Annotated in this window: 14 protein-coding genes and 1 other RNA gene; 8 read left to right on the forward strand and 7 right to left on the reverse strand. The window is 70.3% G+C overall.

All coding sequences use genetic code 11. The annotated features are described in order from the left end of the window. Positions 1 to 111: 111 nt before the first annotated feature. From VKV26_14535 to VKV26_14545, 3 genes are all read right to left on the reverse strand, one after another. Positions 112 to 1,452, reverse strand: a complete 1,341-nt coding sequence (locus VKV26_14535; protein HLZ71116.1) for an HTTM domain-containing protein — start codon at positions 1,450 to 1,452, stop codon at positions 112 to 114. Beyond that, positions 1,449 to 2,042, reverse strand: coding sequence for a hypothetical protein (locus VKV26_14540; protein ID HLZ71117.1), 594 nt, complete (start codon positions 2,040 to 2,042; stop codon positions 1,449 to 1,451). Before VKV26_14540 ends, VKV26_14535 begins: the two co-directional genes overlap by 4 nt. Positions 2,043 to 2,209: 167 nt before the next feature. Further along, positions 2,210 to 3,727, reverse strand: coding sequence for a UDP-N-acetylmuramoyl-L-alanyl-D-glutamate--2,6-diaminopimelate ligase (locus VKV26_14545; GenBank protein ID HLZ71118.1), 1,518 nt, complete (start codon positions 3,725 to 3,727; stop codon positions 2,210 to 2,212). A gap of 336 nt (positions 3,728 to 4,063) precedes the next feature. Between VKV26_14545 and VKV26_14550 the strand changes: the two genes are divergently transcribed. Continuing rightward, on the forward strand, positions 4,064 to 4,855 hold the full coding sequence (locus tag VKV26_14550; protein HLZ71119.1) for a CAP domain-containing protein: 792 nt from the start codon (positions 4,064 to 4,066) through the stop codon (positions 4,853 to 4,855). Positions 4,856 to 4,916: 61 nt separating this feature from the next. Here the strand turns inward: VKV26_14550 and rnpB are convergent. After that, positions 4,917 to 5,324: RNase P RNA component class A (gene rnpB, locus VKV26_14555), an RNA gene on the reverse strand. A gap of 149 nt (positions 5,325 to 5,473) precedes the next feature. On the opposite strand from rnpB, the gene VKV26_14560 reads away from it, so the two are divergent. After that, the gene (locus VKV26_14560) at positions 5,474 to 7,735 is read left to right on the forward strand and encodes a ComEC/Rec2 family competence protein (protein ID HLZ71120.1); all 2,262 of its coding nucleotides are present in this window, start codon (positions 5,474 to 5,476) and stop codon (positions 7,733 to 7,735) included. A 68-nt stretch (positions 7,736 to 7,803) separates the two neighbouring features. Further along, the gene (gene rph / locus VKV26_14565) at positions 7,804 to 8,541 is read left to right on the forward strand and encodes a ribonuclease PH (GenBank protein HLZ71121.1); all 738 of its coding nucleotides are present in this window, start codon (positions 7,804 to 7,806) and stop codon (positions 8,539 to 8,541) included. On the opposite strand, the gene VKV26_14570 is transcribed toward rph, so the two are convergent. Beyond that, positions 8,532 to 8,858 (reverse strand): HIT domain-containing protein, encoded by a 327-nt coding sequence (locus tag VKV26_14570; GenBank protein ID HLZ71122.1) that lies wholly within the window; start codon positions 8,856 to 8,858, stop codon positions 8,532 to 8,534. The two genes, rph and VKV26_14570, sit on opposite strands and share 10 nt — an antisense overlap. Positions 8,859 to 9,138: 280 nt before the next feature. On the opposite strand from VKV26_14570, the gene glpK reads away from it, so the two are divergent. The 4 genes from glpK to VKV26_14590 all read left to right on the forward strand — a co-directional run bounded on the left by glpK (position 9,139) and on the right by VKV26_14590 (position 13,840). Next, positions 9,139 to 10,635 carry a glycerol kinase GlpK gene (gene glpK / locus VKV26_14575; protein ID HLZ71123.1) on the forward strand — a complete coding sequence of 499 codons (1,497 nt, stop codon included), beginning with the start codon at positions 9,139 to 9,141 and terminating at the stop codon, positions 10,633 to 10,635. Beyond that, entirely contained in the window at positions 10,635 to 12,332 is a 1,698-nt protein-coding gene (locus tag VKV26_14580; GenBank protein ID HLZ71124.1) for a glycerol-3-phosphate dehydrogenase/oxidase, read from the forward strand. Before glpK ends, VKV26_14580 begins: the two co-directional genes overlap by 1 nt. A 138-nt stretch (positions 12,333 to 12,470) precedes the next feature. After that, positions 12,471 to 13,262 carry a polymer-forming cytoskeletal protein gene (locus tag VKV26_14585; GenBank protein HLZ71125.1) on the forward strand — a complete coding sequence of 264 codons (792 nt, stop codon included), beginning with the start codon at positions 12,471 to 12,473 and terminating at the stop codon, positions 13,260 to 13,262. 116 nt (positions 13,263 to 13,378) lie between these two features. Then, positions 13,379 to 13,840 carry a polymer-forming cytoskeletal protein gene (locus tag VKV26_14590; GenBank protein ID HLZ71126.1) on the forward strand — a complete coding sequence of 154 codons (462 nt, stop codon included), beginning with the start codon at positions 13,379 to 13,381 and terminating at the stop codon, positions 13,838 to 13,840. 37 nt (positions 13,841 to 13,877) lie between these two features. Here the strand turns inward: VKV26_14590 and VKV26_14595 are convergent, their stop codons facing one another. After that, complete coding sequence (locus VKV26_14595) at positions 13,878 to 14,261, reverse strand: hypothetical protein (protein ID HLZ71127.1); 384 nt, start codon at positions 14,259 to 14,261, stop codon at positions 13,878 to 13,880. A 64-nt stretch (positions 14,262 to 14,325) separates the two neighbouring features. After that, positions 14,326 to 14,835, reverse strand: a complete 510-nt coding sequence (locus VKV26_14600) for a flavin reductase family protein (GenBank protein HLZ71128.1) — start codon at positions 14,833 to 14,835, stop codon at positions 14,326 to 14,328. A gap of 223 nt (positions 14,836 to 15,058) precedes the next feature. Here VKV26_14600 and VKV26_14605 point away from each other — a divergent pair, with 223 nt between their 5' ends. Beyond that, positions 15,059 to 16,030 (forward strand): PEP/pyruvate-binding domain-containing protein, encoded by a 972-nt coding sequence (locus tag VKV26_14605; GenBank protein ID HLZ71129.1) that lies wholly within the window; start codon positions 15,059 to 15,061, stop codon positions 16,028 to 16,030. Positions 16,031 to 16,044 lie beyond the last annotated feature (14 nt).

Consider the following 16,044-nt stretch of genomic DNA (forward strand, 5'->3'; position numbering starts at 1 on the left):
CGAACGGGTCCGAAGCCCCTACAACTGTGACTATCCATCCGCATCACCTCCTTTCTGCGCCGCCAGCGTAGCACGCGCCCGATCGGCGCGTCAACGCGCCAACGGCGCCAATTATGGCGAGCCCGCCACGGTTTCATCACCCGCCACCGGCGAGACCGCGGCCCGCTGCATCTCGGCGTCGATCGCCGGCTGCCCCTCATCAGTGCTGCGCCCCTCCCGGCAGCCCAGCCATCCGACGCCCAGCAGCTGGGGCGCGAGTGGGGCAAACGGCGCGAGCAGGCGCAACGCCGGCAACCGCCTCCGCAGCCAGCGCCCCGCCTCATCGCCGCTCAGCCGAGTCTCGCCGGGTCTGAGCACCGCGGCCGGCGCCTCGCTCGGTCTCTCGGGCTCGAACGTAAGCTGGCCAAACAGATCGAAGGACCGCAGCACGCGTGCGCCGCGCCGGACGCGGGGATCGCCCGCATCGATCGCCAGCCGGGCGCGCGGCATCAGTCGGATCGGCCAGCGGCTACACATACGCTGCCACCAGCCTTCCACGTCGGTGAACAGCACATAGCCGATCAGCATCGCCGCGCTGAACTGCGGAATGTTCATGCTGTACTCGATGCCCAGGTGCAAAAGCAGACCGTTCAGCAGCACGAACGGCCGCAACGGCGGGATCCAGACGAGAAACGCCATTGCCGTTTCCACGGCCAGCGTCCAGTAGGTCGCCAGATTCACCAGCAGCAGCGAGTGCGCGAGGAACGGCACAGGAAAGTGGTGGAACTCCTCAAGGCGCGTGGTGTAGTACAGCGCCGTGCCGTTGACCCATGCCTGCCCCTTCAGCTTCAGCAACACCGTCGAGGCGTAGACCAGGGCTATCTGAAGCTGTAAGATGCGCTGTGCCCAGGGCGGCGTCAGCGGCGGCCGCTCCGGGGCACGGCCGCGCGCCAGGGCGCGCAGGCGATCAACGGAGAACGCGGCGCCGCACGGCGCCAGGATCAAATAGAAGCCGCTGACCCGCAGCACCACATCCGCCCCATTGAGCGCCAGGGGATTGGCCCGCCCGATCGAGATCAGGCCGATGAACACGGCCGCCGCGCTCCAACGTGAGTAGAGGCCGATCGCCAGGCAGACGGCCGCGAATCCGAGCGCGACGAAGAACAGGCGCACCGCCAGCGGATCGGTCAGCCAGAACAGCACGCTCGGATGCGGCTCGCGGCCCCACCACAGGTCCCCGAGCCACAACTGGTGGTGGGCCACTGCCGGCGCGAGCATCGCCTTGCTGCCAAAGAAGTCGTCCACGCTAGGGAGGAAGAGCAGCACGAAGATCAGTACGCAGAGGCCGTAGAGCGCCCGGTAGAGACCAATGGTCACGGTCGAGATCGGCTCGAACCAGAAGCAGCACCAGGCGCGCCAGGGCGCCAGTAACGGCGCAATGAACCGGCGGACGTCGACGGGCCAGCGGCTCATTGCAGGTCGCTTCTGCTGATCGGCTGCTGGAAGAACTGGTAGCTGCTCCAGGCGTGTGGCGGGTCGTGACTGATGTCGCCGTTCGCGGGGGGCGGCGGCACCTCCCACCAACTGCGGATCAGCGTCACCAGCACCGGCGGATTCGCCGGATTCCCGACATTCTGCCGCGCCACCCAGCGCGCCAGATCCGGCCAAATCGCGGCGTAGGCGTCGAGGTGCGCGTACTCTTCGTACTTGCGGAAACGCTCCAGGCGGTAGCGCGTCACGAAGTCTAGCTGATCCATGCGGGGGAACGACCAGTCGCGCTTCGAGCCGTCGCTGTAGCGAATTTGCGCGTGGATGTAGAGGTTGAGATTCGCCGGCTCCGGCGCGAACATGCCCCAGCTCTGCCAGATGCCGGCGAAGTTGATGTAGCGATCGCTGACTCCCTGCACGGCACTGCGCGCCTGTGACGCCGGCAGCAGCCACACCAGCACCGCGGCGATGTGCAGCAGGATCAGCACGGACAGCGCGGCCCGGCGCGGCGCGCCGTAATGCGACGCCTGTCGTGGCTCGTCGATCCCAAGCGCTGTCGCGTCGCGTCGTGCCATCGCCGTCGCCTTGCGCCATTCAGGGTACTACGCCAGGTGTCGCACCGACCGCACCTGTGATCAGCGGCGGCAACGCCGGCGCTCAGCACCGCAAGAAACCGTTGGCTCGACGAACCGTGTGTCCGTGGCCGCCGCCAACCGATCGGCGCCTTTGCCCCTCGCCGTGCTCAGGCGCCTCCTGAGCCGGTCAGCAGGCTGCGGGCGACGGACGCCTCGTCCCAGGGTAACGAGCCCTGCGGTGTCTGGATCGAGTGTTCGTGGCCTTTGCCCGTAAGCAGCACGAGGTCGCCGGAGCGGGCCAGCGAGAAGGCCCGCGCGATGGCGGCCCGGCGGTCGATCTGCCGCTCAAACTGACGCCCTTCACATGCGCCCGCGGCGATCATCGCCTCGGCGATCTCACCGACAATCGCTGCCGGATCTTCGCCACGCGGGTCCTCGGAGGTCAGCACCGCGTAATCGGCGGACCGCGCGGCCACGGCGCCCATGCCCGTCCGCCGTTCGCCGCCGCGCTCGCCCGCGCAGCCGAAAACGGCGATCAGCCGGCCATGGGTGAGCGGCCGCAAGGTCTCCAGCACCTTCTGAAACGAGGCGGCCGTGTGCGCGTAGTCAATGATCACGGTGAACGGCTGGCCGGCGTCGAGGCGCTGCATGCGGCCGGGGACGCCGGCGAAGCTCTCCAGCCCACCGGCGATGACCGCGGGAGCGATTCCCAGCCCGATCGCCACCGCCGCGGCCGCCAGCGCGTTTGCAACGTTGAAGCGTCCGGGCAACCCCAGCCGCGTGCGTACGGTCCCCGCGGGGGTCTGAAGCAGCAGCGCGCTGCCGTCGGGTTGCAGGTCAATCTCGCGGGCACGTACGTCCGCCGCGGCGTCGATGCCGTATGTCAGGCGGCTGGCGCGGGTGGCGGCGGCCATGCGCGCTGAGGCCGGGTCGTCGGCGTTCAGCACGGCGAGCTTGGGCACGCCCTTGTCGATCGAAAGATCCAGCATAGCGAAGAGCCGCGCCTTGGCCGCGGCGTACGCGTCGACGGTGCCGTGGAAATCGAGGTGATCCGGGCTGAGGTTGGTGAAGACCGCGACGTCGTACTCGCAGTGGTCGAGCTTGTGCAGCTCCAGGCCGTGGCTGGTCGACTCCAGCACCGCGTGGCTCGCCCCGGCCTGCACCATCCGCCGCAACAGCTGCTGCACTTCCAGCGCCTCCGGTGTGGTCTGGCGTGAATCGTTCTCCTCCCAGGCCGCGCCGATCTTGAAGGCCGCCGTCGAAAAGAGGCCGCTGCGGTGGCCCGCGGCCTCCAGAACCGTGCTTATGAGATAGCTGGTTGTGGTCTTGCCGTCTGTGCCGGTGACGCCGATCGTGACCAACTCGCGCGCCGGGTAGCCGAACCAGGTCGCGGCGAGCGTCGCCAATGCGGCCCGCGGATCGTCCACTCCGATCAGCCGCCGGCCATACGCGGCGGCGACCGGTTCAAGCTGTTCCCGTTTCTCTGTTTCCGCCACCGCGGCCGCGGCGCCACGGCGGAACGCGTCCCCGAGGTACGCGGCCCCATCGACGTGATACCCGGCTATCGCCACGAACAGAGCGCCGCTGGTGACGCGGCGCGAGTCGTAGCAGAGGCCCGTGATCGCCGCGTCCGCCCCGGCGAGCGGCGGCAACCCGAGCGCATGGATCAGCGCGGAAAGCAGCACGTCCGGCCCCGATCCCGTGGACTCTGCGACGGCGCGCCGCGTCCGTCCCCTGCATTGTGCATGCGTCCGCTTCCGGACGACAAACCTGGCGCGCTCCCCGCGCACGGCGCCGGCGGCGCTGCTACCGGGCGCTTATGTCGCCAAATCGCCACATCTGCGCGTTCTCGCGCAAGCTTCATGTGATAGTATCCCCGGCGAGGCGTTATGTTCGAGCGACGTATCGCGCCCGCGGAGCGACCGCGCAGCCGGACCGAAGCGCGATATTCTCCGACAGGCCACGCTACTCGGTTCGCGGGGACGTTCGCCGCGGCTCTCACGCTGGCGCTGGCGCTGCTGGTGGGCGCCGGCTTTACCGCCGTGCGAGCGCCCCACGCGATGGCCGCGGGCGGCTGCGCACTCTCGCGGCCATCGCTGGCGCAGGACTTCGAAGAGGCCGATCTGCTGCGGCGCCTGAACGAGTACCGAACGCGCAACGGCCTCGGCGCGCTGGCGCTCTCCCCCGCATTGATGGCCGCGGCCGCCTGGAAAAGCACGGATCTTGGCGCGAACGCCTACTTCTCCCACGACGATCTGTTCCGCTCCTGGCTGCAACGGCTGCGCGACTGCGGCTACACGGCCAGCGTCAACGTCGCCGAAAACCTCGCCGCCGGCAACGCGGACGCGGCCTCGACCTTCGCGCAGTGGCAGAGTTCGAGCGGTCACAACGTCAACATGCTCAATCCGTCCATGCGCGTTGTCGGCATCGCCCGCGCCTTCTCAGCCAGCTCGCCCTACGGCTGGTACTGGACCGCGGACTTCGCCGCCGTCGCCGACGGTGACGTTGCGGCCGCATCGCCTCCGCCGGCGGCGCCTGCCGGCGGCCACGGCGCCGTGACCGCGGACGGCGCCGCGACGACGAGCAGCTCCGGCGCCGCGCCTGCTCTCAACGCAACCGTCGTCGTGAGCGGGACGGGCGACTGCCTGCGCGTGCACGACGCGCCCACGATCGGCGCGAACGTCGTTGGCTGCCTGCCCGACGGCACCGCGATGATCGTCTCCGCCGGGCCAATCTCGGCCGACGGTTACACCTGGTGGAAGCTTGGCGCGCTCGGCTGGGCGGCCGGCCAATATCTCGCCGCGGGCCAGTAGCAGCGTTCCCGCTGCCGACGAGGCGGTGTGATGGCCGGCAGTGCAGCGGCGGCGGACGCGGCGTTCAGGGCGGCCTGTAAGCCGGGTTCTGTCTGCTCGGCAGCGCCGAGGAGACGGCCATCTCTCTAGGCCGCGCGTCGCCGTGCGGCTCGTCGCCGGCGAACATCCGTAGATGCCAGCCGGCTGCAGCAACGTACCCGGGGACTGGCCGGGCGCCCTGCTCCCGGTCCGCGGACCGGGGTTGCGTCCCCTGTTCGTCTTGCTCCGGATGGGGTTTGCACGGCCGGCGCGTTACCGCGCCGCCGGTGGGCTCTTACCCCGCCATTTCACCCTTACCGGCCGTGGCCGGCGGTATGTTTCTGTTGCGCTGTCCGTCGGGTTGCCCCGCCCGGGTGTTACCCGGCATCCTCGCCCGGAGGAGCCCGGACTTTCCTCCCCGTTTGCACGGAGCGGCCGTCCGGCCGCCCTGAACGCCTACCCAGTGTACCTCGTCGGCCGGCGTCATTCAGTCGTGCCGGCGCTTGACGATTGTTCGCCTTCGTCCTATGACAATCGCATGAAGGATGCGTGGCGAATTCGTTCCGCTGTCGGCCCGGCCGTCGCCGCGGATGCCCGGCCGTGACCCTGCTGAGCGCTGCGCTCGCCTTTCTGGCCGTTGACCTGCTGGCGGTGGCCGGAGGGCCGCCGTGGCTCGCCGTGCTGATTGCAGCGCCTGCCGCCTGGCTGCTGCCGGCACGACAGCGGCGCGGGCGGCTTGGCCATCTGGCGCTGGCCCTTGGGGTCGTCGCCTTCGCCATTTGGTATCTGCCTCCCCGGGTCGCGCCGGCCAGGGTCGGCGCCGTGGCGAGCCTCGCCGGCCGGCAGGTGCGGCTGCTGGTGCGCGCCGAGGGCGACGGTGATCCCCACCCCGCGTACGACGCCGTCACCGCCCAGGTGCTCGCACGAGCTGATGGCGGCGGCTCGCTCGACGGGCGGCTGCGGCTGTTGCTGCCCCCGCAGTCGGACGTGCGCGACGACGACGAGTGGCTCGTCGCCGGTGTGATCGAAGCCGTCCCAGCAGACGGCGGCTACGGCGCCTGGCTGCGCGACAACGGCTTCGACGGCTCCCTGGCGCCGCGGCTGGCGCAGTTGCAGCGGCGAGCAGCTACACCCCCCTGGATCCGTTTCTGGCGCCGGCTGCGGCTGCAATCGCTGCGGGGCTTGCGGGCGTCGTTGCCGCCGCGAGAGGCCGCGCTGGCGGAGACGCTCGTGTTCGGCGGGCGCCACGTGCTGCCCGCTGCGCTTCAGGCCGACCTTGCCGCCACGGGCACGACCCATCTGGCAACGGTGTCGGCCTTTAATTTGGTGCTCCTCTACGGGCTCGTGCTCGCGTCGCTCGCGCCCGTGCTGGGTCGCCGGCCGGCGCTGCTTCTGGCCCTTGCCGTGGCGAGCTGGTACGCACTCTCCGTCGGCATGCGTCCGCCGGTGCTGCGCGGCGAGATCCTGCTGCTCGGCCTGGCGCTCGCCGGGCTCTCCGGGCGGCCGCGCAGCAGCCTGATCGCGCTGGTGGACGCGGCCGTGTTGCTGCTCATCCCGCGGCCCGACCTGCTGCGCGACGCCGCCTACCAACTCACGTTCGCCGCGGCCGCCGCGCTCACCGTGCTGGCGCCCGCGCTGGTCCTCGGCCTGCAGCCTGCCCTGCCGGAGTACGAAGCGCGGAGTGCGCGCCGCGCCGCCGCGGCGGCTCTGGCGAGCGGCTCCGCCATTGCGCTCGCCACGCTGCCGTTGGTCGCCGTCCGCTTCGGCACCGTGTCGCCTTATGCGGCGCTGGCCAACGCCCTGATCAACCCGCTGCTGCCCGCGATGACGCTGCTGGCGCTGATCGCGGGCCTTGCCGTCTCGCTCGCCGGGTGGCTGGCGCCGCTGGCTGCGCCGCTCTGGCTGCTGCTGCTGTTCACCGAGCGGATCGCGCACCTCTTTGCGTCGCTCCCGCTGTCTGGCTCGCACGCGGCATTCTCAAGCGCGCTGTTCTCGGCCGGCTGTGTGCTTGCCGTCCTTGCCCTTTCGGCCTGGCTGCGCCGCGCCGCTGGCGCCGGACGGGGCGGGGTCCGAGGAACCGGGCGGACGCCCGTGCGCAACTTCGTACGCGCCTCGTGGGCGTACGCGGGCGGCGCCGCGGTAGCGGCAGCGCTGGTGCTGCCCGGTCTGACCTTGCCATCCGCCGGCGCGGCCCCCGCGTCCGGCGCAAGCGTGGCCGTGCTTCCGGTCGGCGGCGCGACGGTTCTGCTGGTAACCGGGGAAAACCGCATGCGACTGCTGCTGAGCGACAGCGATGCCCCGGATGCGCTCGCCTACGCGCTCGAGGATGCGCTGCCGGCCGGCGTCACGATCACGGCCGCCATTCCGCTCGATCGGAGGCCGCAAACGGCCCAGGCGCTGCATGCGGTTGCCGGAGACCGTATGCTCTGCCCGACCGCGTCCGAGAGCGCCGTCTGCGCGGGGCGACCGCCTGCGGCCGGTGACGGCCCGTTCGAGATCGCGCTTGGGCCAGACGCCACGCTGAGTGTCGCGGCGGATTCTGCATTTGAACCGATCGTGCTGCTGCGGGTCGCCGGGCAGACGATCCTGCTGGCGGGCGAGCCAGCAGCCGCGACCGGCAGCGAGCGCACTCATGTCGACGTCGCGCTTTTGCCGGGCTGGAGCCGCGGCACGTCGCATCGGTGGCTTGCATCACTCTCGCCGGGTGCGGTGGTGCTGCTGGGAAACTGGCCCGCCGAAGCCGTGCGCTCGCTGCAGGCGTTGCTCCCATCGGCGATGGTACGCCGGGCCGGCGTGGGCGGTTCGCTGTTGCGCTTCGCCCCGGCTTCGTCGCGGACCCACCCGGCGAGCTCGAGCCGCTGAGTCCGTGCCCGCAGCGGGTGATACGATGCTTCGCGGCGAACCAGCGCCCCGAACGAGGAGCATCGTGCATGGCTCGCGTTGATGGCCGGCAGCCGAACGACCTGCGGCCGGTCTCGATCGTCCCCGGATATCTGAAGTTTGCTGAAGGCTCGGTTCTGGTCGAAACCGGGCAGACGCGTGTGCTCGTCGCGGTTTCGATCGAAGACCGTGTGCCGCCGTTCCTGCGTGGCAGCGGCCGTGGCTGGGTTACGGCTGAGTACGCGATGCTGCCCCGCTCCACGCAGACCCGCTCGAACCGCGAGTCCGTGGCGGGCAAGATCGGCGGCCGCACGCACGAGATCCAGCGGCTGATTGGCCGGTCGCTGCGCGCCGTCACCGACATGAAGCTGCTGGGCGAGCGCACCCTGACGGTCGATTGCGACGTGTTGCAGGCCGACGGCGGCACACGCACCGCGGCGATCACCGGCGCCTGGGTCGCGCTCTGGCTGGCCGGCAGCCGGGCGCGCGAGCAGTACCGGCTGGCCGGCAATCCCGTAACCGGCAAGGTGGCGGCCACCAGCGTCGGCATCGTCGGCGGCCTGCCCTTGCTGGATCTGTGCTACGAGGAAGACTCGCGCGCGGATGTCGATTGCAACGTCGTCATGACCGGCGATGGCCACTTTGTCGAGGTGCAGGGCACGGCCGAGGGCGCCACCTTCGGCCGCGGCGCCCTTGACGAGCTGCTGGACCTGGCCGAGGCGGGCATCCGCCGCCTCTTTGAGCTGCAACAGGCGGCGCTGCGCGGCGCCCGCCCGCCTCAGGCGTAATGACCGAGGTAGGTGCCGCCGATCACATGAATGTGGCCGTGCTCCTGGCTCTGCATGGCGTCGAAGCCGAAGTTCGAGAGCAGGCGAAAGCCGCTGGGACAGTGCTGCTCCCCCATCTTCGCCGCGATCGGTCCCACCTTGCCGATCATCGACGACCACAGCTCCGACTGGCTGAGATGCTGCTTCGGCACGGCGAGCAACATCACCGGCACCCAGCGCAACACGTTGCGGAAGACCAGCACGTCGTCGTCTTCGTAGAGGATGTCGGCCGGCTCCTGCCGTTGGATGATGCGGCAGAAGATGCACCAGCGGGCCACGCACGGCTCCTGCTGCCGGCAGCCCTGGGGATGCACGGCGGGCGGCCGCAGCCGCCCCGCCAGATTGTAGAAACGGCCGCACGCGCGGTCAACGCGGTGCCGGTCTGGTGGTCGAACCACACATGCACCGAGCGGCGACGGCCAGATCGGTGGCGCTGCATGCTCTCGGCTCAGGCGTCCGAGTGCCACCCATCGTACGGGCAGCGTTCAGCGGCTGCCGTGCGGCGTGTATGATCGCGACATGGCGCCTCGTGGAAATGCGCGTGCGGCTGGAGGAGCGGTGCCGGGCAGCTACGTGCTTTCGCTCGACCAGGGCACATCCTCCTCGCGCGCCCTGGTTGTCGATTCGCTGGGGTCGGTTGTCGCGGCCGTCGCGCGCGAGTTTCCGCAGATCTACCCGCGGCCCGGCTGGGTTGAGCACGATCCGGAGGCGATCTGGACCTCGCAGATCGAAGCCGCCCACGTCGCCATCGCCAGCGCCGGGATCAGCGTCGCCCAGATTGGGGCGATTGGCATCGCCAACCAGCGCGAGACGACGATCGTCTGGGAGCGAACCAGCGGCCGTCCACTGATGAACGCGATCGTCTGGCAGTGCCGCCGCACCGCCGATGCCTGTGCCGAGCTGCGCGCCGCCGGCGTCGAGCCGTTGCTGCGCGAGCGCACCGGCCTGCTGCTTGACGCTTACTTTTCCGGCACGAAGATCGCCTGGATTCTTGACAACGTTCCCGGCGCCCGGCGCCGCGCCGAGGCGGGCGAGTTGGCCTTCGGCACGGTCGACTCCTGGCTCCTGCACCGGTTAACGGGTGGGCGTGTGCACGCAACCGATCGCACCAACGCCTCGCGCACGCTGCTCTACAACCTGGCCGCCGACCGCTGGGACTCGGAGCTTTGCCGGCTGCTGCGCGTGCCCGAAGCGATGTTGCCGGAGGTGCGGCCATCGGCGGCATGGTTTGGCGAATCCGAGCCCTCGCTCTTCGGCCGCGCCCTGCCCATCGGCGGCATGGCCGGCGATCAGCAGGCCGCCCTCTTTGGGCAGGCGTGCAATGCCGCCGGCGCCACTAAGAACACCTACGGCACGGGCTGCTTCGTCTTGCAGTACACCGGCGGCGCCGTGCCCGCCCTCTCGCCCGGACTGATCGCTACCGCCGCCGCGGGCGCGACGACGGCGCCCGCGTTCGCGCTGGAGGGCAGTATCTTCATCGCCGGCGCGGCCGTGCAGTGGCTGCGCGACGGCCTGGCCCTGATCAAATCGGCCGCGGAGATCGAAGCACTGGCGGCCAGCGTTGCTGACACGGGGGGCGTGCACTTTGTGCCGGCCTTCGTGGGGCTCGGCGCCCCGTATTGGGACTCAAAGGCCCGCGGTCTGATTTCCGGCATCACGCGCGGCACCACGGCGGCCCACCTCGCCCGCGCCACGCTGGAGGCGATCGCCTTCCAAACCCGCGACGTGCTCGAGTTGTTCGAGCAGGGTCAACAGAGGCGGATTCCCGAGCTGCGCGTCGACGGCGGCGCCGCGGAGAACGACCTCCTGCTGCAGATTCAGGCGGATCTGCTCGGCCGACCGGTGGTGCGCCCCGTGGTGCGCGAGACGACGGCGCTCGGCGCGGCGTACCTCGCCGGCATCAGCGCCGGCATCTGGCGCGACGCCAGCGCCACCGCCGCGCTCTGGCGCGTCGACCGGCGCTTCGAGCCGCGAATTTCCGAGCCAGAGCGCGAGCGCCGCTACGCCGAATGGCAGGGCGCGGTCGCCCGCACCCGCGCCGCGGAATCCGCTTGATGCTATCGACTGCCGCCGCTGGACAGCCGGTGTATCCGCTCGGCTCCCGCGCCGGCCTGACCGGCGGCGCCCGCCGCTTCGATCTGGCGGTGATCGGCGGCGGCATCAACGGGGCGGGCATCGCCCGCGCGGCGGCGCTCGCCGGCCTCAGCGTGTGCCTGCTGGAGAAGTACGACTTTGGTTGGGGCACAACCTGGCGCTCGACCAAGCTGATCCACGGCGGCCTGCGCTACCTCGAACACGCCGAGTTCGGTCTCGTCTTCGAATCGCTGCGCGATCAGGCGTTATTGCTGCGCGACTATCCGGAGATGGTGCGGCCGCTGTCGCTGCTGTTGCCGGTCTACCGCGGCGCCAGGCACGGCGCGGCCGCGATCGGCCTCGGCCTCGTGCTCTACGACCTGCTGGCGCGCGGGCGGCAGCTCCCTGGTCACCACCGCTTCAACGCGCGTACTGCCGTCAGCCTGGAACCGGGCCTCCGTGCCGAAGGGCTGCGCGCCGTTTTCCAGTACTCAGACTCGCAGGTCGCCTACCCGGAGCGGCTGTGCATCCAGACCCTGATCGAAGCCGCGTCTGCCGGGGCGATCTGCCTCAACCGCGCGGAGGTGCGCGCGGTGCTGCGTGTCGGCGATCGTGCCGCCGGCGTGCGCGTCCACGACGCGCTGCTTCACCGCGACTTCGAGATCCAGAGCCGCGTCGTCGTCAACGCCGCGGGACCCTGGATTGACCACCTGCTCGGTACGCTCGACCGCCCGCCGCGGCGCCAGCTCGGCGGCACGCGCGGAGCGCACCTGGTTGTGGACTACGACGGCCAGGGACCGACGCACGCCCTCTACGCCGAGGCGCGCTCCGATCGCCGCCCCTTCTTCATCATCCCGTGGCGCGGTCGGCACCTGATCGGTACTACGGACACGCGCTTCGACGGCGCGCCCGAGACGGCCCGCGCCACGCGCGCCGATGTCGAGTATCTCCTGAGCGAGGCCAACGCGCTGCTGCCGCGCACGCCCATCGGCATCGACGCCGTGCAGTACGCCTACGCCGGCGTACGTCCGCTGCCGGCAAGCGACGGCGTCGCCGAAGGAGCGATTACCCGCCGCCATTTGATCCGCGAGCACGGCGAAGCCGGCTATCGCGGCCTCTTCTCGGTCATCGGCGGCAAGCTCAGCACCTACCGCAGCCTCGCGGACGATGTCTTGCGACGCATCGCGCGTTGCGCGCAGCCGCCCGCGCCGCCGGCTCCGACGCACGGTGCGAATTACCGTGCCGGCGGCGACGCAGCAGCGTGGGAAGCGACGCGTTGGCTGCTCGACCTGGTCGGACCGGCGACCGGCGATCACCTGCGCTCGCTGTACGGTCCGCGGCTGCCGCGACTGGCGCGGCTGGTCTCGGCCGAGCCGCGTATGCTGAAGCCGCTCTGCCCGCACGGCCCGGACATCCTCGGCCAGGCCTTGCTCGCCGCGAGGGAGGAAGGAGCTCAAAGTGTCGCCGATGTGCTGTTGCGCCGCGTGGGCGCCGGCTGGAACGCCTGCCTGGGCCGCGATGGTGTGGCGCCCGTCGCGGCGCTTCTCGCGGCGGAGTTGAAGTGGACACCCAGGCGGGCGGACCAGGCTGCCGGCGAGTACATCGCCGAGGCACGCGCGACCTTCCTGACGCCCGGCGGCAATCCACCTGCCCCATCTGCCCCGCCTGAAGCCGGCTAACACCGGACGGTTTGTGCTTTGCTCAGGGTATCTTGCACCGATCTTATGACGCGCGCTGTACGTGGCTCGGTTGACTTTACCGCCGCTCGCGCTACGATCCAAAGAATTGAGCGGTGCGGGCGGCCCCGGAGGGATGTGGTGTTCAGAAAACGTAAGGACGGCGGCGACCAGGGCTACGACCGCATCTCGAGGCTTGTCGAAGAGCGCCAACGCGAACTCGCTGAAGGCTCCAGCGAGGGCGAAGATCTCGAAGAGGACACGATCATCCTGCACGGCTCCGGCACACAGCCTTCGGCGGCGCCCGCCGAGGAAGAGCGGCCGGTCAGTCTTTTCAACGTTCGCGGTGGTACGCGGCCGGAGCCTGGCACGGCTGACTCGGCGCCCGCCGCCTCGGCGGCGCAGCACGCCGAGCCTGCCAGCTCCGCGCCGCTGATCGTCGAATCCGCGGAACGCGATCGCGAACCCGAACCGCCGACCTCGGAGCGCGAGCCGGCGCCGGACGAGGACGCGACCTTTCCGCTCTCTGCTGCCGGCTGGCAGCACGAACGCGCCGGCGCCGAGCTGTCGCCGATGGCCGTGCCCGATGTGCGGCCGTCCGGCGGAGAGGGTACGCTCGTGGCCGCGAACGCGGTCTGGGAGGGCAAGCTGCGCTCCGCCGGAGATGTGCGGGTGGAAGGCATCGTCGAAGGCGAGATCGACACCGCCGCGACGCTCGTCGTCGCGCCTGGGGCGCGGGTGCAGGGCACCATTCACGCGCGAGATGTAATGATCGCCGGCGAGGTCGAGGGCGATGTGATGTGCGAGCAGCGCCTGGAGGTGCTGCCCGGCGGCAGTGCGCGCGGCGAGATCAACAGCGGCACGCTGGTCGTGGACGAAGGCGCCTACATCGACAGCCGCTTCCAGATGCGACGCGAGGCAGAGGTACGCTGATGGGGTGCGGGGGCGTGAGCCGGATTCGCTTCTGGTCGGCGGCGGCGCGGTCGGCGGGCGCCGTCCGAGCGTACCGTTGCGGCTTCCTCGCCGGCCGGAGCGGAAGGAGCTGAATCATGGCCTCTGACCGGGGCGCCGCGTCGCGGCAGACACGCACCACCGGCAGCTTGATCGACCGCGATTCGCAGTTTAACGGCGTCTTTCGCAGCTCGGGCAACGTCACGGTCGTGGGCGAGTTCGAAGGCGAGATGCACTGCGACGGCACGATCACGATCGCTGATGGCTCCCTGGTGAACGGCACGCTCACCGCCGCCACCATTTCAGTGGCCGGACGGCTCTCAGGCGAGGTTCGCTGTCACGGGCGGTTCGAGATCCTTGCCAGCGGCCGAGTGAGCGCCCGCGTGGTTTCCGGCGCAATCATCGTGCGCGAGGGCGCCTTCTACGAAGGCGAGATGCGCATGCAGGACGCCGCCAGCGCCGCCGAGGCAGCGCCGGCGGCCGATGCGCCCGCACCGGCCGCGCACGGGCGCAACGGCCGCCCCACCGCGGCCGCCGAACACGCCGCCGAAAACGCTTGAACTGTCGCCGAGGCGCCCGCAATCCGGCCGGGCAGATTCAGCGCGGCGTCAGTTTCAGTTCGGCCGTTTCGACGCCGATGCTCAACTCTGCCTCGGCCGTCTCCCAGGGTAGCCCGTTCTCCACCTCTGGATTGCGCACAAAACGGCAATGCGCCGTCGTGATCGCGGCGCCCGTCGTCTCGTCAACTACCTCGTGGAAGTCGCCGCCGGCGATGTCCGCGTCCCACGTCGCTCCCGCCAGCTCGAGCGAGAGGTCGCCCTCGCGCAACGCTTCGCCCTGCTCGCGCGGCAGGGTCAGAGTCAACGAAAAGGACCAGGCGCCGGCGCCCGCCTCGTCCGCACCTGCAATCGTGTAGGCTCGCGTGCCGTTGAGGAAGCTCTGCCGCTCGACGACGTCGCCGTCGAACACGTAATCGTTCATCTTCCCGGTCACAGCTCAGGGGCCACGAACTGGCAGGCGCTCGCCACGGGGCCAGACCGCCGCATCAATACTCCAGGTCCCGCACGGCGCGGTAGCCGCGGTTGAAGTAGACCAGCGGCATAGCGCTTTCGTCCGAGCCCGCTGCCCGCACTTCGCCGACGACGATGCTGTGGTCACCGCCGTCGTAGATCTTGTGCACCGTGCAGTCCAGGTACGCAAGGCAGGGCGAGAAGATCGGACTGCCGGTCGGACCGTCGAACGTAGCCACGCCGTCGATCCGTTCCGCCGGCTCCCGGCCAGAGCGCGAGAACGCCTCACCCAGCGCCCGCTGATCGTCGCGTAGGACGTTCACGGCGAAGGCACCCCCCTCGTCCAGCAGCTCGTGCAGCCGGGCGTTACGCGCGATGCAGACGATGATCAGCAGTGGATCGACCGAAAGCGACGAGAACGAACTCGCGGTCATGCAGTAGACCAGGCCTTCGGTGCGCGTGGTGACGACGGTGACGCCGGAGGCCCACAGCCCGAGGGCGCGCTTAAACTGCGCGAGATCGACCGTCTGTACGCTCTCGGTCACCGTGTACCCTCCTGGCGCGGCTCGTCCCCGCAGGCGTGCCCGGGCAGGGCCACGTTGGCGTCAGTATAGGCGACTTACCGGGCCGCGGGAACCGCGAACAGGGCCGAACGCAGGCCGGCGCCGGCACGCGCCGCATCGTGTCCGCCGTTTGCCCCGTCCCCGGCGGTCGGCTACACTGCCAACCGTCCAGGCACCAGGGCGAATCGCGCCGGGAGGGGATTCGTTGGAGTCGGTCATCCACTGGCTGCACGACTGTCCCGATCCGTCGGGCGCCGGCGTAGGCGGTAAGGGCGCGAGCCTGGCGCGGCTCAGCGCCGCCGGCTTTCCCGTGCCTCCCGGCTTCGTGATCGGCGCCGCCGCCTACCGCGCCTGGATCGAGCACAACGCCCTGCAGCCGCGGATCGAAACGCTGGTGGCCACCCCCGACCTGCGCCTGCCCAGGGTCGCGCGCGCGGCCTGCGTGCCGCTGCTCGAAGCGGTCGCGGACGCGACCCTGCCCCCGGAGCTGGTCGAGGCCGCCGGTGCCGCCTACGCCCGTCTGCGCGAGCAACGCGGTGCTGCGCTGGTCGTCGCCGTCCGCTCATCGGCCCTCTCCGAAGACGGCGCCGCCTCGTCCTCCGCGGGCTTGTATGAGACATTTCTGAACCTGCGCGATGAGCAAAGCATGCTCGAGGGCGTAGCGAACTGCTACCGCTCGCTCTGGGCGCAACGGGCCGTGCAGTATCGCGCCTTCAAGCAGATCGACTCGGCGCACGAGGCGATGGGTGTGGTCGTCATGGAGATGGTACCGGCGCGCGTATCCGGCGTGGCCTTTACCGTCAACCCGGTGACCCGCGATGCCGGCGAAATCATGATCAACGCCAGTTGGGGGCTGGGCGAAGCGATCGTCTCCGGCAGAGTCACGCCGGATGCGTACATCGTGCGCAAGCACGACCTGGCGATCACGGGCCGTGAGATCTTCGATAAGGAGATCATGGTGCTCGCAGACCCAGCCGGGCAGTCTGGCACCGTCAGCGTAGCGCCTCCGGCGGCGAAACGCCTGTCCAGCGCCCTCAGCGATGCCGAACTCGAACGGCTCGCACGTCTCTGCCTGCGTGTCGAGCAGCACTATGGAGGCCCTCAGGACGTGGAATGGGCCTTTGACGACCAGCAGCTGTTCTTGCTGCAGTCGCGCCCGGTCACCGGCCTGGGATGAGCCGGCGCGGGCCT

The sequence above is a fragment of the Dehalococcoidia bacterium genome (assembly GCA_035310145.1).
GTDB lineage: Bacteria > Chloroflexota > Dehalococcoidia > CAUJGQ01 > CAUJGQ01 > CALFMN01.